Genomic DNA, 20,304 nt, shown 5'->3' with positions numbered 1-20,304 from the left:
GCAATGTTCTTGCTAAAGAGCTGTGAAAGCGGCTTGCAGTTGCGTTTAAGGCAAAGTCCACAATAAGCGCGCGCCTGCCAAGAATAGCAAGCTGTAGATCAGCGGAATAATAATGCGTTCAGGCAGGCGTTTTTTTAAATAGACGCCCAGTTTAATCGCGATAAAGCTCAAAGGTAACAGCGGTAACACTTGATAGAGGTGTTGCAGGGTTAATTGTCCTTGCCAAATATACGCCGGTACTTTTAGCCAATTGGTTAAGGCAAAAAATACCGCTGCCGTGCCCAAGTATGTTGTGTAAGGCAGCTGTCGCGCCAGTAAGTAAATTTTTATGGGCGGTCCACCGGCATGCAATAACGTTGAGCTCAGTCCGGCGACAAAGCCTAAAATACCTCCTCCTAAGCTATTAGCTAACCAGGTTGCCGCTTTACCCCGTTGTAAAAAGTAATTTAGCGCAAATAGCACACTGGCGGCCCCCACTAAGCCTTGTAGAAAAGCCGTATTTAATTTGCCAAGTAACAAGGCGCCAACCAAGATACCGCCTAGCGCAGCCGGTAATAGCCGTTTTAAGTCAACCATACTCCATTGCCGCCAGTATTGATGCAAGGTTAAGGCATCAGCGGCAATTAACAGCGGTAAGAGTAGAGAGAGTGCTGTTGGGGCTTCAAAGCTCAGTAATAGCAGCGGTAAAGCCAGTAAGCCAAGGCTACCTGCAAAGGCGGCTTTGGAGATGCCAATCAGTAACACAGCAATGATCAGTACTGCCCATTGTTCGATTAGCATAGCGTAGCAATACCGAGCTTAAGCCGGTAAATCAAACCAAATGGCATTGACAGGTCCTTGTAACACGTTGCCTTGAAGTGACGCGATCGCGGCAAGCTTGATACCATCACCGGGAGCAAGCGTTTGCTCTGCCAGCGACACTGTGCCACTGATCAGATGCAGATAATACGCTCTGCCAGCAACAACTGGCAACTCAAATGCGTCACCTTCGGTTAAACGAAGCTGTGCCACCTGGGCGTCTTGTCGTATCTGCAAAGTGCCATTGCGGCCATCTGGCGTAATCACCCATGTTAAGCCAAGTGCTTGGCCAAAGTCTTTTTGTTGATAGCGTGGTTCACCCTCTTGTTGATTGGGTTCAATCCAAATCTGCAAAAACGTTAATGGCGCGGTTTTACTGGCATTATATTCGCTGTGTTGAATGCCTTTTCCCGCACTCATCAGTTGGAACTCGCCGGCTGGTAAAATTTTTTCATTACCCGCAGAATCTTTATGCGCGATATGACCGTCGAGTACATAGCTGATAATTTCCATATTGCGATGACCATGCGTACTAAAGCCTGCCCCTGCGATCACCCTGTCATCGTTGATCACGCGTAAGGCTGAAAACCCCATTTGTTTAGGGTTATAGTAATGGCCAAATGAAAAGCTATGTTTGCTGGTTAGCCAGCCAAATTGTGCTTGTCCGCGGTCTGCTGAACGAATAATCTCTAACATGTTAATCTCCGCTAATCAGTTTGCAGGGCCCTATGGTTTACGTTGGCCTTGCATCGTATGTTGCTAGTTTAAGCGGCGGCCTTAAACAAATAAATGGTAATAAATATGATGAATCTTACGGTTAATTAGATGGTAACAGCGAATATGCTTACTTTGCGGGTGTTGTGGTTAACAGTTTTAGCGTTGCTGGCTTTTGCGGGAAATAGTTTATTGAATCGAGCTGCATTTAATCATACTAGTATTGATGCGACGAGTTTTACCTTAGTGCGGATCATATCTGCGGCACTACTGTTATACGTGTTGTTAAGAGTGCGTCGACCGCGGCGGCAGCCTGCGGGCAGTTGGCTCGGTGCGAGCTACTTATTTGCCTATGCGGCGTTATTTTCTTTTGCTTATGTACAGTTGGATACCGCCACCGGAGCGTTATTGTTATTTGGCGCTGTGCAATTAACCATGCTAGCGTTGGGGGTAAAACAGTTAACTCAGGTTAGCGGTTGGCAATGGGCTGGCGCAGGCTTGGCATTAGCAGGGATTGGCTGGCTATTGTTGCCAGGCGCCAGTGCGCCAGAACCCCTGTCAGCCTTCTTCATGTTATGTGCCGGTGCCGCATGGGGATTATATTCCTTACTGGGCCAACGCGCGGGTGATGCTGCGGCAAACACTGCAGGCAATTTTTTAAGAGCGAGCCCACTGGCATTGGTGCTATGTGTAATATTTTGGCCAAACCTGCAATGGGATCCCTATGGTGTGCTGCTTGCGCTGATCAGTGGTGCCATCACTTCTGGTTTAGGTTACTACATTTGGTATCGGGTATTGCCAGCCTTGTCAGCGTTACAAGCTGCATCGGTACAATTGGCAGTCCCTGTTTTGGCTGCCATACTGGGTATAGTGTTGTTAAATGAGCCATTAACGCTACGTTTAGTGACCGCTGCGGCTGTCGTACTTTGTGGTTTAGGCTTGGTCTTATTGAGTAAAAATCGCGCTTAATCCGCTGAAGTATCCGCCTTTTGCGGCACGTTCGCGTGTAAAGCTTGCTCGGGCAAACTGGTGAGCTTGCTGGATTTACGGTATGCTGTAACAGGGTATTGGCCAAGCTAAGTAGTTGCCATGCCAGCAAAAAAGGAATCGATATGCGATCTGTAAATTGGCAAAATGGTTGGCGGCAAACGATAGATTTTGTTCGAGCCTATGCCCAGCGTTGTAAGCAAGATCAGTTGTCTGTGATGGGCGGCTATTTGGCTTATATCTCATTACTGTCTTTGGTGCCTATGGTCACCGTGATGTTTTCTATGCTCAGCGCCTTTCCGATGTTCGCGCAGTTTCGCACGAACTTAGAGCAGTTTATTTATGCGAATGTGATCCCTTCTCGGGGCGAAGAAATTCAAACCTATCTCACGAAATTTATTGGCAATACCGGCAGTATGACCGCTATCGGTATTTTGGCTTTAGTCTGTGTGGCGTTATTGTTGATCCACAATATCGATAAAACCTTGAATAAAATTTGGCGCGTGACGAAACGGCCACGATTAATCATTTCGTTTTCTATTTATTGGATGATTTTAACGCTAGGCCCCATTTTAGTCGGCTTGTCGATCGGGATGACCTCCTACGTGGTCCGACTGAGCAGTTTTGCCGATGATTACACGCCTGGTTTTTCGAGCCTCGTCCTTGGATTAGTGCCTTACGCCATGTCGTTAATCGCCTTTTTTATCTTGTATTTGGTCGTGCCGAATATCAAAGTGCGGCTTAAACATGCCTTGCTCGGGGCGTTATTGGCCACTGTACTATTTGAATTATCGAAGCGCGGCTTTGCTATTTATGTGACACACTTTCCAACCTATCAAACGATTTATGGTGCTTTAGCCTTATTACCTATTTTGTTCGTTTGGGTGCATTTATCGTGGATGGTGGTATTGCTTGGTGCAGAATTAACGGCGTTATTGCAACAACGTGAAGAGGGTGTATGTGAAGAAGGCGATGATTGTGCGGTACCCGATCAGGATGAAGCGCCTCCTAACACTATTGATACCGAGCGCTTAACATGAAAGCATTAATTCAACGCGTGAGTTCGGCTAAAGTTGAGATTGAACACACAACAGTGGGTGCTATTGAGCAAGGTTTACTGGTGCTGCTTGGCGTAGAGGCGACAGATAATGCTGCTGATGTGCAAAAGTTGGCTGAAAAAGTGTGTCGTTATCGAGTGTTTAGCGATGACCAAGGCAAAATGAATTTGAACGTGCAACAGGCCGGCGGAGCCTTGCTGGTTGTTTCGCAATTTACCTTAGCGGCGGATACACGTTCGGGTTTAAGACCGAGTTTTACCCCAGCAGGCAGCCCGCAACTGGCAGAGCAGCATTATCAGGCTTTTTGCCAGGCTTGCCAAACGCTTGGCCTTAAGGTGGCGACAGGGCGTTTTGGCGCGAATATGCAGGTGAGCTTGGTCAATGATGGGCCGGTAACTTTTTTATTGGAGAGTCGTTAAATCGATGAACGCGAACTTACTGAATCAGCGCTGGCAATTGCGCAGCCCAGAGAGCGCCGCCGACTGGCAAGCCTATTATCAATTACGTTGGCAAATTTTACGGGCGCCATGGTTACAAGCTTTAGGTAGTGAGCGCGACGAATTAGAGCAAGACGCTTACCATCTGATGCTCACTAACGCAGCCGGCGAGTTAATTGCGGTGGGGCGGTTACATCAAGTCGATGCCGAAACGGCACAAGTGCGCTATATGGCGGTGGCCTCTGAATGGCAAGGCCAGGGCGCAGGTGCCGCAGTGTTACAAGGCTTGGAGCATTATGCGATAAGCCAAGGGTATAAAAAGCTGCTGCTAAACGCTCGCGATAGCGCCTTACCTTTTTACTTACGTCAGCAATATCAGGTGTTGGGCTCGGCTCCCAGCATGTTTGGTATTGTGCATCAACGCATGAGTAAAACGCTTACGCTAGCCGGCACTGACAGCGAGTTCCGCCAGTGGTGTGCAGATTTGCAACAGACATGGCACAGCACTATTCCGTTAAGCCAGTTTATGCAATTGCAGATCACCTCTTTTGATGGTTTTAGTTTGCAATGTCAGGCGCCATTGGCACCGAATATTAATCTGCATCAGACCATGTTTGCTGGCAGTATTTATACCTTAGCAACCTTAACCGGCTGGGGCATGTTGTATCTTCAGTTGCAAAGTTTAGGCCTAGCAGGCGCGCAGGTGTTAGCGGAAGGCAATATTCGTTATTTACAACCGGTGCGTTCAACACCCACTGCGCGTTGTCATTTAGCCGATGTGCGGGGCGATCTTAGTACCTTAGCCAGTGGTCGCAGAGTACGCCAGCAGATCACTGTAGATATTTTCGTCGATGAACAGCATTGTGCGCAGTTTGTGGGTTTATATGCCGTATTACCTGAGCAAAGCGATGACTAACAAGGTCGTCATTATTGGATGTGGTTGGCTAGGGCAGCAATTGGCGAAGCCTTTAGTGCATGCCGGTTATCAAGTATTCGGTAGCCGACAATCGAGTGCCAGTGCGGCAGCATTACCTGAACCTATCCAGGGTTTTACGCTGGCTTTAAATCAACCACTGCTTGAGAGCGACAAGTTATTGGCTATGTTGGCGGATGCGTGGGTGATTTGCAGTATTGCACCGGGTCGATCCTCCCCTACGGGGTATGTCAGTGCGCTTCAGCAGTTAGCTAAGCTTTGCCAACAAGCCGGTTTTAGAGGGGGCATCCACTTTAGTTCAACAGGTGTGTATCAGGGAGTCGATGGCCAACTGAATGAACAGACCGCGCTATCTGAAACGCAGCCTCGAGCGGTGTTGCTGGCTGAGGGGGAACAGGCTTTACAACAACAAGGTAATTGGCTGACGTTACGTTTAGGCGGCTTAATGGGGCCAGGGCGTCATCCGGCACGTTTTACCCAAGGTAAACGGCTTGCAGATGCACAGCAACCGGTGAATATGCTACACAGTGCTGAGGTGGTGCAAGCTGTTTTAGCCCTGCTACCAGTATGGCCTTTAAGCCAGCCTTGTTATAACTTAAGCTCGCCTGCTCTGGTGAGCAAGGAAGCATTTTATCATGCGGCAACAGCTGCTCTTGGGCTGCCAGACAGTGCTTTTGATACTGAAACGGCAGCTCTATGGCGCAAAGTTGAGAGCCTAGCAATAGAGCGAGATACGCCTTTTCGCTATCGCTATCGTGATGCGCGTGATGCGTTAGCCGATTGTTTGTAAACCCGTCTTAAATTTTAAACTTTGCGGCAGCAAGTTGTAACTGTTCGGCCAACGCTGCCACTTCGGCACTGTGGTTAAGCGTTTCTTCAGCTTGAGCTGCACTGGTTTTCGCCAGCCCGACCATTTCATGCATATTATCGTTAATCGACTGCCCTAACGCTAATTGACTGGCACTTGCGCTTGTAACTGCTTCGCTTATTCTCAAGGTTTCATTGATCGCTGCCGCCACTTGCTGCAAAGCGTTGACTAATTCAGCCATGGTTTGCACGCAGTTTTCCGCATCGGTTTTTCCTGCAGTGACAGCCGTTACGGCTTGTTTAGTTTGTTGCTGCAAATGTTCAATCATCTGGCGTATTTCACTGGTCGCTTGCTGCGTTCGGCTTGCTAAAGAGCGAACTTCATCGGCCACTACGGCAAAGCCGCGACCTTGATCGCCGGCTCTGGCGGCTTCGATGGCGGCGTTTAACGCTAATAAGTTGGTCTGTTCGGCAATGCTGCTGATGGTTGTTAAGATGCCGCCAATGTTAGTCGACTCCGAACTGACTTTGTTAATTAAGCTGCTGGTATTCACCAATTGCCCAGCTAGCTTGCTAATACGTTTGCTGTTTTCATCTGCCAGTGTATTAATTTGTTGGCTTTGTTGTAGCGCCAATTGCATGGCTTGGCCAGTTTCTGCCGCATGCTCTGCGACCGCTTGCGTATTATCGGCTAATTGTTCGGTAATACTGTTAACCGCGCCAATTTGCTGCTGTTGTTGCTGTAACGATTGATTGATATCACTGACGGCATGGGTAGAGCGACTGGCCGTATTGTTCAGCGCACGGGCATTGTGCTGAATATTATTAATTAAGCCGCTAAGGGCACTGATGAGGCTGTTAACCTTTGCAGAGAGGCTGCCAAATTCATCTTGTTGTTTAATCATCAGTTGCCGAGTGAGATCGCCTTGTGCGATGTAGCCTAGTATATGGTTGATACCTTTAAGCGGTTTGATCATGGCATTAATAGTGAAATAGGCGATAGTAAAAGCCAGCACGACTAAAATGACCAAAATAATAGTGGTGCGTTGGCTGCCAGAGTTTAATTCGCTGGAAACTTGTTGTTGTAGCTGAGAAAATTGCTGATCTGCGGCTTGTACCACTTGATCTAAGCTATTAAGCGCTTGCTCAATTTGTTCCTCTGCTTGATTAAGTTGTAAACGTGCCTGCTGTAAGGCCGTGACATGCTGTTTTTTCAGTTGGCTTAAATTCGTTTCTTTGTCGAAAGCCGTATTTAAGTTCTGCCAATTTTCAGCAAACTGCTGCCATAAACCTTGGCTGTTGATGTCCTGCACTAATTGCGCTAAATAATCGACATTGACCTGCATATCACTGACGGCAAATTCAATATTTTGCTCGTTCGGTGCAAATTGTGCGTAGTCACTGTAACCTGCGGTTTCGCGTAGCGTGTTAATTAACCCTACCAGTTGCCCATCTAAACGCGCAGCCGTGCCGGCAATAATTGCAGCCAGTTGTTTATCGCGTGGCAGTTCTAATTCAGACAATTCAATTAAGCTAGCGCCGGCTTCATCTAACAGGATTTCTAACTCAGCTAATTCACTGTTGAGTTGCTGCTGGTAACTCAGGCTACTTAAACGCGCTTGAAACATTTTTGCGGCGGCATCCGTGTAACCTTTGGCAAACTCAGTCGCTTGTTGCAGCTTTTGTTGCAGCGCACTGTCTACATTAAGCTGGGTAAAGCCCTCTGTTAGCTCAGCAAAAGCACGTTGTGCTTGAAGGAACTGTTGCTGTTGGCGTTCAATGGCATTTTGTTGTTCAGCATTAAACCCTGCAGAGGATAAGCGTGCCAGTTTTAATAATTGAATTTGCTCTAAATTGCTTTGTTGTTGTGCGGGCAGCGCTTGTTCATTGACCTGAGTATTGGCACGGGTGATGCTGCGAAATATACCAAGTGCTGAGATGCTGGCAAACAGTAATAATAAGGTGATAAAGGCAAAACCAATACTCACTTTATGTGCAACTTTTAATTTCATGCTGAGTTACCCTGCTTGAAGAAACTTATTATCTTTATTATCGTTTCAACTTAGCAGTTTTTAGCACACTGGTCTAGCCAGCAAAGCAGTCTGGTTAGACCTAAAATTGTGCAAAAGGTGAACACAGTGCACGAAAATGCACTGGTTAGTGTGAGTTTAAAAGCTACATAACATACCGCTGGGTAACATGGGGTTAAATACACCCGAACGCACCAAGGCGGCACTTTTTTCTATATCGGGACCAAAGTAACGATCTTGCTGATAAAAGCTGACTTCGTCGCGCAAAGCGGCTTTTGCTTGCTCTAACACCGGGGTGCTTTTCAGTGGCGCCCGAAAATCCAAGCCTTGTGCCGCAGCAAGATATTCCACCGCCAACACGCCGGTAGTGTTCTCGGCCATATCAGCCAAGCGCCGAGCGGCAAAGGTTGCCATGGAAACATGATCTTCCTGATTGGCTGAAGTCGGTAAACTGTCGACTGAAGCAGGATGTGCTAACGATTTATTTTCTGAGGCCAGCGCAGCAGCGGTCACCTGTGCAATCATAAAACCACTGTTGACCCCACCGTTTGGCACCAAGAAAGCCGGTAACTTACTCAAACTAGCATCAATTAATAACGCCATACGTCGTTCCGACAGTGCGCCAATTTCGGCTATGGCTAAGGCCAAGTTATCGGCGGCCATAGCAACTGGTTCGGCATGGAAGTTACCACCGGATAAAATATCGCCATCCTCTGCAAATACTAAGGGGTTATCTGTAACGCCATTGGCTTCAACTTGCAGCACCTCTGCCGCATGACGGATTTGCGTTAAACAGGCACCCATCACCTGAGGTTGGCAGCGTAACGAGTAGGGATCTTGTACTTTTTCACAGTTTTCATGGGAATGGCCTACTTCAGAGCCGGTTTGCAGCAAGTGCCGATAAATGCAGGCAGTATCAATTTGGCCTTTTTGGCCACGCGCCTGATGGATGCGGGGATCAAATGGCGCACGACTGCCAAGTGCCGCTTCCACGCTCATTGCGCCAATAACGCAACCTGCAGCGTACAAATCTTCGGCATGAAACAAGCCTTGTAAGGCCAGGGCGGTAGAGGCTTGTGTGCCATTCAGTAAGGCCAGACCTTCTTTCGCGGCAAGGGTAATCGGCGCTAAACCGACTAATTCGAGTGCTTCTTTAGCATCATAAATTTGCCCTTTGTAGCAAATCTCACCTTCACCGATTAACGGTAATACCATATGAGCAAGTGGCGCGAGATCGCCAGAGGCGCCAACTGAGCCTTTTTCTGGAATACACGGGTATAACTCGGCATTAACCATGGCAATTAGCATGTCAATCACGCTTAAGCGAATACCCGAAAAGCCACGGCTGAGCGAATTGATTTTTAGCACCATCATTAAGCGTACGGTGCTATCTGCCATAAACTGGCCAAAGCCCGCGGCATGCGATAACACGATAGACCGTTGTAACAATTCTAATTCATCGTTTTTAATCCGTGTGCTAGCCAGTAAGCCAAAGCCGGTATTGATGCCATACACCACTTTATTTTGTTTAATAATATCGGCGACACAAGCGGCTGATTGAGCAATAGCAGGGAGCGCACTGGCATCTAGGCTGAGCGTTACTGCGCCTTGTTGCACAGCACGTAATTGTGCCAAACTAAGCTGGCCAGGGAGCAAGTTTAAGGCGAAGGTCATGGTTGTTCTCCCGTCATCATTGGTAGATCTAGGCCCTGTTCATGGGCACATTTTTTGGCAATGTCGTAACCTGCATCGGCATGACGCATTACCCCTGTACCCGGATCATTCCACAGCACTCGACCTAAACGTGCTGCCGCTTCCTCTGTTCCATCCGCGACAATCACCACGCCACTGTGTTGGCTGTAACCCATACCCACGCCACCGCCATGATGTAACGACACCCACGTAGCACCGCCAGCGGTATTTAATAAGGCGTTCAGTAATGGCCAATCGGAAACGGCATCTGAGCCGTCTAGCATGGCTTCAGTTTCACGATTAGGGCTGGCAACCGAGCCAGAATCAAGATGATCACGACCAATCACCACGGGGGCATTGAGTTCGCCATTTTTTACCATCTCATTAAATGCTAAAGCGATACGGGCGCGATCTTTTAAGCCAATCCAGCAGATACGAGCGGGTAAACCTTGAAACTGAATGCGCTCGCGTGCCATATCCAACCAATGATGCAAATGGGTATCATCCGGGATCAGCTCTTTGACTTTGGCGTCGGTTTTGTAAATGTCTTCTGGATCGCCCGACAGGGCCACCCACCGAAATGGCCCAATGCCTTGGCAAAACAGTGGCCGAATATAGGCAGGAACAAACCCCGGGAAATCAAAAGCATTGTCTATGCCTTCGTCTTTGGCCATTTGCCGAATATTATTGCCATAGTCGGTAGCGACTGCGCCGCGTTGCTGCAAAGTTAAAATCGCTTGCACTTGAACGGCCATAGAATGTTTCGCGGCTTTAACCACTTTGGCCTCGTCTTGCTGGCGCATTTCTGCTGCAATTTGCAGGGTCCAGTTTTGGGGTAAATAGCCGTTTAAAGGATCATGTGCGGAGGTTTGATCGGTCACCACATCTGGCGTGATGTTCCGGTTGACTAATTCGCTAAACACATCGGCGGCATTGGCCAATAAACCAATCGAGGTAGGTTTGCCTGAGGCTTTAGCCTGCTCAAGTAATTGTAACGCTTCATCTAATGAGTAGGCTTTTTGGTCGATATAGCCGGTTTTTAGCCGAAAATCGATGCGACTTTCATCCACTTCACAGGCGATCATATGAAAGCCGGCCATGGTTGCGGCCAATGGCTGTGCACCGCCCATGCCACCGAGACCACCGGTTAAGATCCATTTATTGGCGGCGTTACCGTCAAAATGCTGCTTAGCAATCGCCACAAAGGTTTCATAGGTGCCTTGTACGATGCCTTGCGTGCCGATATAGATCCATGAGCCAGCGGTCATTTGGCCGTACATCATTAACCCTTGTCGATCTAATTCATTAAAATGTTGCCAGTTCGCCCACGCCGGTACTAAATTAGAGTTGGCGATTAACACCCGCGGTGCATCAGGGTGGGTTGGAAAAACACCAACGGGTTTACCGCTTTGCACTAACAGTGTTTGGTTATCCTCTAACCGGTCTAACACCTCGACAATTTTATCAAAACAAGCCCAGTTACGAGCCGCGCGGCCAATACCACCATACACCACCAGGGCTTGCGGATGCTCAGCCACCTCAGGATCCAGGTTGTTCATTAGCATGCGCTTAGCGGCTTCAGTTTGCCAACTTTTGGCGGTGATCTGCTTGCCGCGCGCGGCGCGGATCACTCTGCTGTTATCAATACGGTTCGTGTTCATAGCAACCTCTGTTAACGGGGTAACGCAAAATTAAGGTGTCCGCCTAGCCGATAGCGGCTACCAGGCGAGGTGAGATAAGCCAGGCTAACGGCACCATCACGGCTAAAGGTGCGACGGGTCAAGCGCAGGCAGGGTTCAGGTTTTTTCAGTTGTAGATGCTGGCAAGTAAAGTTATCTGGCCAGATCGCTTCAACGATATGTTCAGCTTCGGTCAGTGGCGCAATCATACTTAGATAGTGATGCGGTGTTTGCTCTTGAAAATCTTGCTGGATATACAGTGGCACTTGCAGCGGATTGACATAGCGCGCTTCGAGTTGCAATGGTTGCCCGGCAGACAGGTGCACAATCAGTGAGAAAAACACAGGATCATTGCGTTTTAACCCCAGTGCTGTTGCCACAATGGTCGGGCAAGGTAATTCGGTTAGCTGTACTAAGGTTGCGCTATAGGTATGGCCACGGCCGGCAATTTCATCAGCAATATTATGTATTTGCAATAAAGATGACTGGGATTTAAGTGCCGCAACAAAGCTGCCAACACCTTGCGTTCGATACAAAATGCCTTGCTCGGTTAGCTCTTGCAAAGCGCGCCGGGCGGTCATGCGGCTAACGGAGAATTGCTCGGCCAATTCATTTTCGGATGGCACACGGCTGTGCTCAGGCCAGGCACCGCTTTCAATTTGCCGTAGCATAAACTCTTTTATTTCTGCAAATTTTGCCATGTTATTCTCGTGTTAGTCAGACAGCGGGTCAGAACGGATCCGCTAATTAGCTGCAAATAAAAATAGCGGATCTTGGTTGTATATACAAGTTTTTCGTATAGACTATTTTTAATAGTTTGGGCTTTAGCCCTAGAGGTCGTTGCGCGATTAAGTGTTAGCAGAATTGTGCTCAGGAGGAACAGTGACAGAATTTGATGCCGTGTGGGTGAATGCTCAGATCGCCAGCATGACGGAAAACGGCCAGCCTTATGGTGCTATCGCGCACGGCGCATTGGCCATCAAAGACGGTTTGATTGCTTATGTTGGGCCACAAGCCGATTTGCCGCAATTTGATGCATTAAGTACGCCGCTTTACGATGCAAAAGGCCAATGGATCCTGCCCGGTTTAATTGATTGTCATAACCATTTGCTGTTTGCTGGTAGTCGCGCCAATGAATTTGAGCTACGCCAACAAGGGGCCAGTTATCAAGCCATCGCGGCAGCCGGTGGCGGTATTGCCAGTACCGTAAAAGCCACTCGGGCAGCCAGCCATGAACAATTGTTTGTATTAGGTAAAGATCGCCTCAATAGCTTACTGCACGAAGGCGTGACGACTGTAGAAATTAAATCAGGCTATGGTCTCGACTTAGCCAATGAGCAAAAGCTGCTTGAAGTCGCCGCGTTGTTAGCTGAGCATCATCCGCTGAATATTGTAAAAACCTTTTTAGGTGCGCATGCACTGCCAGCAGAATTTAAAAAGGATGCGGCGGGTTATATCAACGAAGTGTGTCGTATGTTACCGCTGCTTGCTGAGCAACAGTTGGTGGACGCGGTTGATGTGTTTTGTGAAGGTATTGGCTTTAGTGTTGAGCAGTGTCGGCAAGTATTTAACACGGCCAAGGCATTAGGCTTACCGGTTAAAGCGCATGCTGAACAATTATCTAATTTAGGCGGCAGCGCCTTAGTGGCTGAGTTTTCGGGGTTATCCGCGGATCATCTGGAATATTTGGATGAGGCAGCGATTGCCCGTATGGCAAACGCCGGTACCGTTGCGGTGTTATTACCGGGGGCTTATTACTTTTTACGGGAAACCCAATTACCACCGATAGCGCTGTTACGTCGCTACCAGGTGCCAATGGCGATTGCCACCGATCTTAATCCGGGGACCTCGCCATTTTGTTCATTATTGTTAATGTTGAATATGGCCTGCACCTTGTTTCGTTTAACGCCAGAAGAAGCGTTATTAGGCGTGACGCGTCATGCTGCCAAGGCGCTGGGATTGACTGACCGGGGAAGTTTGGCTGTGGGAATGCGTGCCGATTTTGCCTGTTATGCGATTGGCCAACCGGCAGAATTATGTTATCAATTTGGCGTCAGTGCGCTTAAACAAGTGGTCATTGGTGGCACCTTGTGCCGCTTAGCCAAAAATGTGTAGCTGATCACCCTTTAGTCAATGCTTGGCGGCTGTTGTTGCTTTCCCGCTAAAAAGGCTTGTACCAGTTGGCTTAACACTTGGCCGCATTGATTCATCCCTGCAGCTTCACCACTTGGATGTTGCGCAGGCGCGGCTTCGGCTAAGTGTAAATAAGCGGTTTGCGGTAATTTGGCGAAGTGAAACACGGCTTGCTCTGCTTCAGCTACGCTAATACCACTGTAGTTAAGCGCGCTGGCCGGCATGCTGGTAATGCAGTCGGTATCCACTTCAAGTGCTAACTTGGTGTTAGCGGATAACACTCTTTGCAAACTCAGTTCGATGGCCTGGCTCCAGTTGTACTGGCCTTCTACAAAGATCTGTTGATAGCTGAGATATTCAAAATTCGCTTGCTGTAAGGCCGTCAAACTGGCGGCATTATTTTTTTGCACATGCAGCCCCAGCACAAAATAATGCTGTAATAACGCTTCAGCTTGCGCATAACTAAACGCATTGCCGCTATGTCGGCCTTCTAAGGCACGAAAATCGGCATGCGGATCCAAATTAATACAATTAACCTGTTGCTGCTGACAATCACTTAACGCCCGCAACAGTGGTAAGGCATTGTTATGACCACCGCCAATCACTATCGGGGTTAAGCCCTGCGCAAAAATAGGTTGAACGGCACTGAATACTCGTTCGTCAAGTTGCGCACAAAGGGCGCGTAATTGGCTTAAATGCTCGGGTTGTTGATGATCTAATGCTGTACTTTGTGCTTGTAAATCGGCACAAGCTACCTCACCGAGGATCAAAATAGATTCACCGGCGAGTAATGCATTAGCTTGCAGATTAAGGAATTTGTTTAAAAACGCTTGAAAGCCTAATTGTGCACCAGCAAAGCCACCGTTCGCTCTAGGGCCCAGATCTTCGGGGATCCCCAGTATGACAAACTTGCCACTGTGAGCGGCATGTAAGGCAAGGTTCTCTGCTAACGATAAAGTGGCTTCAGGAAAGCGTAACTGGGCAGATAATCGTTGTTCGCCGCTGCGCTGCTGACAGCAACGCGCAAGTTGCGCTTGAGTCAAATAGTGCAGGGCGTTCATGCGTTACTCGATGTCGAGTGCATCCGGCGATAAAATGATGCCGGTACTGTCAGCATACAGATGATCACCAGGTAGGAAGGTTACGCCGGCAAAATTAACAGGCACTTCGGTTTCACCAAAGCCTGCATCGTCAGCGCCAATCGGGATCGCATTAACGGCTTGAATACCGATATCGAAATCTTCTAATGCATCAAGATCGCGCACGCTACCGTAACAGACAATGCCTTCCCAGCCGTTGCTTGCCGCTAAAGAGGCCAGATCCGCATCAACTAAAGCACGACGAGCTGAGCCACCACCGTCAATCAGTAACACCTTACCAATGCCGTTGTCAGTCAGCATTTGACGCACCAAACCGTTGTCTTCAAAACATTTTACGGTGTGGATTTTTCCGCCAAAAGAACGGCGACCACCATAGTTAGCAAAAATCGGCTCAACGACATCAACTTGATCCGCGTACAGATCGCAAAGCTCTGAGGTGTTATATTCCATAAGGTGGCTCCAAACTGCAAGAAAAGTATGCAGACAGTATAACCTGCTACCACCTAAGCTCAAGCACAACTTCGAGCACCATTAGGCAAAGTCACTTACGCAATGCGGTTTTCTACTTGAGAGAGAAGTGGTAACAGGCGGATGCTTAACGGCAGTGCACTGGCCCTTACAGCGTTTTAATACTGATCAGCGGTTCACGGCTGGCATTAGCCTGTTTTAACTTGGCCAAATAGTCTTGCCACAAGGTTGTTTCATTTTCAGCCAACTGGCAAAGATAAGCAAAACTGTACAAGCCAGTAGCATGGCCATCATCAAAAACCAGTTTTACTGCGTAATGACCCACTGCTTGGATCTGCTTGATGGCAACGTCACGTTTATGGCTGACCAACTTAGGTTGGCCATGACCACGCACCTCAGCAGAGGGGGAGTGCACGCGTAAAAACTCGGCACTCAAACTGCTGAGGCTGCCGTCGCTAAACTGTAAGTCGAGCAAACGGCGACGTTGATGGTAATGAAGTCCAACCAACTTTTTGGTCATTACAAAATAAACCGACTGAGATCTTCGTTTTGTACTAAGTTGCCCAGATGTTTTTCAACATACTCAGCATCGATACTGATTTGTTGCCCCGCATGATCGGCGGCATCATAAGAGATTTCCTCTAATAAACGCTCCATCACCGTGTACAAACGACGAGCACCGATGTTTTCTGTGGTTTCATTGACTTGAAAGGCCGCGGCCGCGATATGCTTAATGCCGTCAGCGGTAAAGCTGATGTTCACCCCTTCAGTGGCGAGCATCGCTTGCGCTTGTTCGGTCAGTGACGCTTTAGGTTCGGTTAAGATGCGTTCAAAATCAGCGGCGGTTAACGCTTCCAGTTCAACCCGGATCGGCAAGCGACCTTGTAATTCAGGCACAAGATCGGAGGGTTTACTCATTTGAAAGGCGCCAGACGCAATAAACAGAATATGGTCGGTTTTTACCATACCGTGCTTGGTGTTCACGGTGCAGCCTTCAATCAGCGGCAGTAAGTCACGTTGCACGCCTTCGCGTGAAACATCGGGGCCGCTGGTTTCGCCGCGTTTACAAATTTTATCGATTTCATCTAAAAATACGATACCATTTTGTTCAACCGCTTCTAAGGCTTCTAGCTTAAGCTCTTCAGGATTAACCAAACGTGCCGCTTCTTCTTCAATTAGTTGCTTAAAAGCGTCTTTGATTTTCAGCTTACGTTTTTTCTTTTTGTCATTGCCTAAGCTTTGAAACATGCTTTGCAATTGCGACGTCATTTCTTCCATGCCCGGTGGCGCCATGATTTCGACGCCAATGGGGCCTTGTGACAATTCCAATTCGATTTCTTTATCGTCTAATTGGCCTTCACGCAGCTTTTTACGGAAAATTTGCCGCGTATTCGATTCGCTACTTTTTTCTGTTTCACCCCAGGCGTCTTTGGCGGGTGGCAGTAAAGCATCGAGGATCCGCTCTTCTGCGGCTTCTTCTGCTCTAAAACGATTTTTGGCAATCGCTTGTTCACGTAACATTTTAACGGCACTGTCTGCCAGATCACGGATGATGCTTTCTACTTCTTTACCGACATAACCCACTTCGGTGAATTTGGTGGCTTCAACTTTAATAAAGGGCGCGTTAGCCAATTTGGCTAAGCGACGAGCAATTTCAGTTTTACCTACACCCGTTGGGCCAATCATCAGAATATTTTTGGGGGTGACTTCTTGGCGCAAGCTTTCATCAAGCTGCATACGGCGCCAACGGTTACGTAAGGCAATAGCAACGGCACGTTTGGCTTTATTTTGACCGATAATGTGTCGATCCAACTCGTGGACGATTTCTCTAGGCGTCATGTCAGACATAATTGTTCCGCTTATAATTCTTCAATGGTGTGATGGTGATTGGTATAGACACAAATATCACCGGCAATTTTTAGGCTTTTTTCAACGATGTCACGCGCGCCTAGATCAGAATTTTGTAGCAGGGCTGTCGCCGCCGCTTGCGCAAAAGGGCCGCCACTGCCAATGGCGATGAGATCGTGTTCTGGCTGGATCACGTCGCCGTTACCCGTAATGATCAAAGAGGTGTTGGCATCGGCTACGGCTAGTAACGCTTCGAGTTTGCGCAGCATGCGATCGGTACGCCAATCTTTTGCTAACTCAACGGCCGCGCGCATTAAATGGCCTTGGTGCATGTCAAGTTTGGCTTCAAAGCGTTCAAATAAGGTGAAGGCGTCAGCGGTACCGCCGGCAAAACCTGCCAAGACTTTATTATGGTAAAGACGGCGAACTTTACGGGCGTTACCTTTCATTACGGTGTTGCCCAGTGACACCTGGCCATCACCGCCGATGGCGACGTGACCATTGCGTCGAACAGATACGATAGTTGTCATGAATATGCCCTATGGCGAATTAACTTAGGGCATAGATAGGGTTTATGCGTTAGCTTTTCAAGCCCAGTTACGCACCTGACAGGTATTAATACCCATTTGCCGTAACCGATTCATATCAACGGTGGCAGCACGACGAGACTCATAAGGGCCCAGCACTACCCGAAACCACACGCCATTAGTACCTTCGGTGCGGCGCACATCGGCGGTAATGCCCGCAAAGGCGATTTGCGCTTTCATGGCTTCGGCTTGGGTTTGCTGTCTAAATGAGCCGCATTGCAGTTGCGCCGGACCACTACGACGCTGCTCTGTCACTTCGACGGTCACTTCTTTATTTTTAAGCTCTTCAATATATTGATAAGGCTCAGCTACGGGCTTGGGAGGCAATTCATCTTTTTTCACGGTAACAGCCGGAGCGGGTGCTTCAGGCGGCGTTACCACCGGAGCTTGTTGGCGTAAAAACCACAAACCGTAAACAAAAGCCAATAAGACACAGAGCACCAAGCCGATTAATATCCAAGGTTTTTGTGAGGCAGCTTGCGCTTTGGCACCGCGTGCTGGGCGGGCTTTGCCTTTGGTCTTGCTGGCCGGTTTCGGGCGACTGGCGCGCACATAATCTTTTTGTGGCATAGTGACTGTTTGATTACCTACTCATTACAACAGCGGCTATTCTACCTTGAATAGTAAAAAATGAAATAGAGCTATCACTCTGGCTTTACGTTTAGCTCAGATCCAGAGCATCCACATCGAGCTGCCATTTTACTTTACGGCTCAGCGGCCAACGTGTGATTTCTGGCAAGATGTGCCCTAAGGCATGATGCAATAGCGGTCTATTTTGGCTGTACAAATGCAACTGCCAGCGATACTTACCCGCTTTGCGCTCTAAAGGCGATAATAACGGCCCTAGCCGCTGTAAACCGTGATAGGCTTGGCAAAGCTCTGCGACCTGTTGTAACCATTGCTGGCATAAGTCACTTTGCAGGGCTTCGGCACGAAATAATGCCAAGTGCTGATAGGGCGGTAAGGTGGTTTGTTGGCGTTCGAGCAGGGCACTGCGTGCAAAAGCCGCATAACCGTTTTGAATAATATCTTGCAGCAGGGCATGTTCAGGATGCTGTGTTTGCAGTAATACCTTACCTTTGTCATTGCCTCGACCTGCGCGGCCAGCGACCTGTGTCAGCAGTTGAGCTAATTGTTCTGGCGCACGAAAGTCTGCGCTGTATAAGGCGCCATCTACATCAACAATTACCACCAAAGTCACAAAAGGAAAGTGGTGGCCTTTCGCCAGCATTTGCGTACCTAAAATTAGGCGTGGCCCAGCTTGATTAATATCCTTGAGCAACTCCCCTAAAGCACCTTTTCGCCTTGTACTATCGCGGTCTAAGCGGGTTACGGGTGTATCTGCAAACAACTGCTGCAAATGTTCTTCTAACTGTTCAGTGCCTTGGCCAACTGGCGCTAATCGAGCACTGCCACAAGAGCCGCATTGTCTAGGAATAGGGCGGCTGGCGCCGCAATGGTGACATAATAATTGGCGACTATGTTTATGATAAGTGGTAAAGGTGCTGCAACGTTTACATTCGGTCAGCCAGCCGCAATCTTGACAGCTAAGCGCGGGGGCAAAACCGCGGCGATTCAAAAATAACATCACTTGCTTACCACGGGCTAACTGGCCGCGGATTTGTTTAATACTGCTATCGGCTAAGCCGAACTGCAATTGTTGCTGTTTTAAATCAATTAACTCAAATGGCGGTAAGCTTTGCCCTGTAGCGCGATGTTGCAGTTCTAAATGCACATAGCGTTTTTGTTGGCAATTATATAAAGATTCTAAACTGGGGGTGGCAGAGCCAAGCAACACAGGGCAGCCTTCTAATGAGCCGCGTTTAATCGCCAGATCACGCGCATGATAGCGAAAGCCATCTTGCTGCTTTAAAGATAAATCATGCTCTTCATCAATAATAATTAAACTGAGTTGTCGAAACGGTAAAAACAGCGCCGAGCGCGTGCCAATGACAATCGCAGCACTGCCACTTGCCGCTTGTAGCCAGCATGACAAACGTTCGCCATCGCTGAGGTTAGAGTGCCAAGCTAAAACGGGCACATTAAAACGCTGTACAAAACGTTGAAGTGTTTGCGGCGTTAAACCAATTTCAGGTAGCAACAATAAGACTTGTTCGCCACGGGCTAATAGAGGCGCAATGCATTGCAAATACACTTCGGTTTTACCCGAGCCGGTGACACCTTCTAACAAGAACGGCTGAAACTTTCCGTAAGCTTGCTGCACCGCACTCACAGCAATAGCCTGGTCAACTGTCAGTTGTAAGGGTGTTTGTGCTAAACCTTGATAGGCGTAAGGTTGACGCTCTAGTGTTTCAGCAACAACCATGCCTTTATCTATCAGTTGTTTCAGTGTGCTGCGATGATGCTGTTGCAGTAGTGTATCTTCAGCTAAAGGGCTGGTTTGCAGCGTGTGCCACAAGGCAAGTTGCTTCGCCGAACGCTTAAAATCACTACTTTGTGCTGCTTCGCCTGCCGCCGTTAATCGATAGCCGGTTAGGGCATAATCGCGCAGTTGTCGGCCTTCACGCAATAACGCAGGAAGGGCTGCGGTCAGCACTTCACCTAACGGATGGTGATAGTATTCCGCTGCAAAGCTTAATAAAAGGCGTAGGGTGCCGGAGATCACCGGAGCGTCTTCTAAAATGTGACTTACTGCTTTGAGTTGGCTGTGTTCAAAAGGACTATCCGGATCAATTTGCCAAACAATCCCAATTAACTGACGTTGACCAAATGGCACTTGTACCCGACACCCCACTGTTACACTGCTGTTTTCAGGCAACAGATAATCAAAATGTTGGCGTAACGGGACGGGCAGAGCCACTCGAATAACGGTCACTATGGTTTCCACAACAAAGCAAAGGGATTGTTAGTTTAAGGATCGATATCCGGCTTGCCAAGTAAAACAAAAATAGTGTTTTTTTGCCGCGGGCAGGTTGCAACTTGTTTGCCTATCAATTAAGCTACGCGCCCTAAATTAACTGTAATTGCGTATGGTGTCTGGCGCCAAAAATTGTGACCAGATAGCGATACGG

The 20,304-nt window shown here is 48.3% G+C and carries 19 protein-coding genes; 6 read left to right on the top strand and 13 right to left on the bottom strand.

The window, feature by feature from the left end:
- Positions 1-45: 45 nt before the first annotated feature.
- Together ACUJFK_RS15980 and ACUJFK_RS15975 are read right to left on the bottom strand one after the other, a co-directional pair.
- Positions 46-780, bottom strand: coding sequence for a sulfite exporter TauE/SafE family protein (locus ACUJFK_RS15980; protein WP_226751029.1), 735 nt, complete (start codon positions 778-780; stop codon positions 46-48).
- An 18-nt stretch (positions 781-798) separates the two neighbouring features.
- Entirely contained in the window at positions 799-1,494 is a 696-nt protein-coding gene (locus tag ACUJFK_RS15975; protein WP_306177739.1) for a pirin family protein, read from the bottom strand.
- Between the two features lie 129 nt (positions 1,495-1,623).
- Between ACUJFK_RS15975 and ACUJFK_RS15970 the strand changes: the two genes are divergently transcribed.
- The 5 genes from ACUJFK_RS15970 to ACUJFK_RS15950 all read left to right on the top strand — a co-directional run bounded on the left by ACUJFK_RS15970 (position 1,624) and on the right by ACUJFK_RS15950 (position 5,718).
- On the top strand, positions 1,624-2,481 hold the full coding sequence (locus ACUJFK_RS15970; protein WP_306177738.1) for a DMT family transporter: 858 nt from the start codon (positions 1,624-1,626) through the stop codon (positions 2,479-2,481).
- Between the two features lie 143 nt (positions 2,482-2,624).
- Positions 2,625-3,539 (top strand): virulence factor BrkB family protein, encoded by a 915-nt coding sequence (locus ACUJFK_RS15965; RefSeq protein ID WP_445425441.1) that lies wholly within the window; start codon positions 2,625-2,627, stop codon positions 3,537-3,539.
- Positions 3,536-3,976, top strand: a complete 441-nt coding sequence (dtd, locus tag ACUJFK_RS15960) for a D-aminoacyl-tRNA deacylase (protein ID WP_445425440.1) — start codon at positions 3,536-3,538, stop codon at positions 3,974-3,976. The genes ACUJFK_RS15965 and dtd overlap by 4 nt, the downstream gene beginning before the upstream one ends.
- A gap of 4 nt (positions 3,977-3,980) precedes the next feature.
- Complete coding sequence (locus ACUJFK_RS15955; RefSeq protein ID WP_445425439.1) at positions 3,981-4,910, top strand: bifunctional GNAT family N-acetyltransferase/hotdog fold thioesterase; 930 nt, start codon at positions 3,981-3,983, stop codon at positions 4,908-4,910.
- Positions 4,903-5,718, top strand: coding sequence for an NAD(P)H-binding protein (locus ACUJFK_RS15950; protein ID WP_445425438.1), 816 nt, complete (start codon positions 4,903-4,905; stop codon positions 5,716-5,718). Before ACUJFK_RS15955 ends, ACUJFK_RS15950 begins: the two co-directional genes overlap by 8 nt.
- 7 nt (positions 5,719-5,725) lie before the next feature.
- Here the strand turns inward: ACUJFK_RS15950 and ACUJFK_RS15945 are convergent, their stop codons facing one another.
- The 4 genes from ACUJFK_RS15945 to hutC form a co-directional block, all read right to left on the bottom strand.
- Entirely contained in the window at positions 5,726-7,747 is a 2,022-nt protein-coding gene (locus ACUJFK_RS15945; RefSeq protein WP_445425437.1) for a methyl-accepting chemotaxis protein, read from the bottom strand.
- Between the two features lie 156 nt (positions 7,748-7,903).
- A complete protein-coding gene (gene hutH, locus ACUJFK_RS15940; RefSeq protein WP_445425436.1) occupies positions 7,904-9,439 on the bottom strand; it encodes a histidine ammonia-lyase in 1,536 nt (511 codons plus the stop codon).
- Positions 9,436-11,118: a urocanate hydratase gene (gene hutU / locus ACUJFK_RS15935; protein ID WP_445425435.1), complete on the bottom strand. Its 1,683-nt coding sequence runs from the start codon at positions 11,116-11,118 to the stop codon at positions 9,436-9,438. Before hutU ends, hutH begins: the two co-directional genes overlap by 4 nt.
- Positions 11,119-11,129: 11 nt before the next feature.
- Positions 11,130-11,837: a histidine utilization repressor gene (gene hutC, locus ACUJFK_RS15930; protein ID WP_226751039.1), complete on the bottom strand. Its 708-nt coding sequence runs from the start codon at positions 11,835-11,837 to the stop codon at positions 11,130-11,132.
- Positions 11,838-12,018: 181 nt separating this feature from the next.
- Between hutC and hutI the strand changes: the two genes are divergently transcribed.
- A complete protein-coding gene (gene hutI, locus ACUJFK_RS15925) occupies positions 12,019-13,251 on the top strand; it encodes an imidazolonepropionase (protein ID WP_445425434.1) in 1,233 nt (410 codons plus the stop codon).
- A gap of 11 nt (positions 13,252-13,262) precedes the next feature.
- On the opposite strand, the gene ACUJFK_RS15920 is transcribed toward hutI, so the two are convergent.
- The 7 genes from ACUJFK_RS15920 to priA all read right to left on the bottom strand — a co-directional run bounded on the left by ACUJFK_RS15920 (position 13,263) and on the right by priA (position 20,108).
- The gene (locus tag ACUJFK_RS15920; protein ID WP_445425433.1) at positions 13,263-14,330 is read right to left on the bottom strand and encodes a formimidoylglutamase; all 1,068 of its coding nucleotides are present in this window, start codon (positions 14,328-14,330) and stop codon (positions 13,263-13,265) included.
- A 3-nt stretch (positions 14,331-14,333) separates the two neighbouring features.
- Positions 14,334-14,819 carry a ribonuclease E activity regulator RraA gene (gene rraA, locus ACUJFK_RS15915; RefSeq protein ID WP_226751041.1) on the bottom strand — a complete coding sequence of 162 codons (486 nt, stop codon included), beginning with the start codon at positions 14,817-14,819 and terminating at the stop codon, positions 14,334-14,336.
- Between the two features lie 166 nt (positions 14,820-14,985).
- Positions 14,986-15,357 (bottom strand): gamma-butyrobetaine hydroxylase-like domain-containing protein, encoded by a 372-nt coding sequence (locus ACUJFK_RS15910; protein ID WP_226751042.1) that lies wholly within the window; start codon positions 15,355-15,357, stop codon positions 14,986-14,988.
- Positions 15,357-16,685 carry an HslU--HslV peptidase ATPase subunit gene (gene hslU, locus ACUJFK_RS15905; protein WP_226751043.1) on the bottom strand — a complete coding sequence of 443 codons (1,329 nt, stop codon included), beginning with the start codon at positions 16,683-16,685 and terminating at the stop codon, positions 15,357-15,359. The genes ACUJFK_RS15910 and hslU overlap by 1 nt, the downstream gene beginning before the upstream one ends.
- A gap of 11 nt (positions 16,686-16,696) precedes the next feature.
- The gene (hslV, locus tag ACUJFK_RS15900; RefSeq protein ID WP_226751044.1) at positions 16,697-17,215 is read right to left on the bottom strand and encodes an ATP-dependent protease subunit HslV; all 519 of its coding nucleotides are present in this window, start codon (positions 17,213-17,215) and stop codon (positions 16,697-16,699) included.
- Positions 17,216-17,272: 57 nt separating this feature from the next.
- The gene (locus ACUJFK_RS15895) at positions 17,273-17,842 is read right to left on the bottom strand and encodes an SPOR domain-containing protein (RefSeq protein WP_226751045.1); all 570 of its coding nucleotides are present in this window, start codon (positions 17,840-17,842) and stop codon (positions 17,273-17,275) included.
- 91 nt (positions 17,843-17,933) lie between these two features.
- A complete protein-coding gene (gene priA / locus ACUJFK_RS15890; RefSeq protein ID WP_445425432.1) occupies positions 17,934-20,108 on the bottom strand; it encodes a primosomal protein N' in 2,175 nt (724 codons plus the stop codon).
- Between the last annotated feature and the right edge of the window lie 196 nt (positions 20,109-20,304).

The sequence above is a fragment of the Alishewanella sp. HL-SH06 genome, from assembly GCF_052656265.1.
Note: the sequence above shows the minus strand (reverse complement) of the source record. Positions and strands in the feature narration are given on the sequence as shown.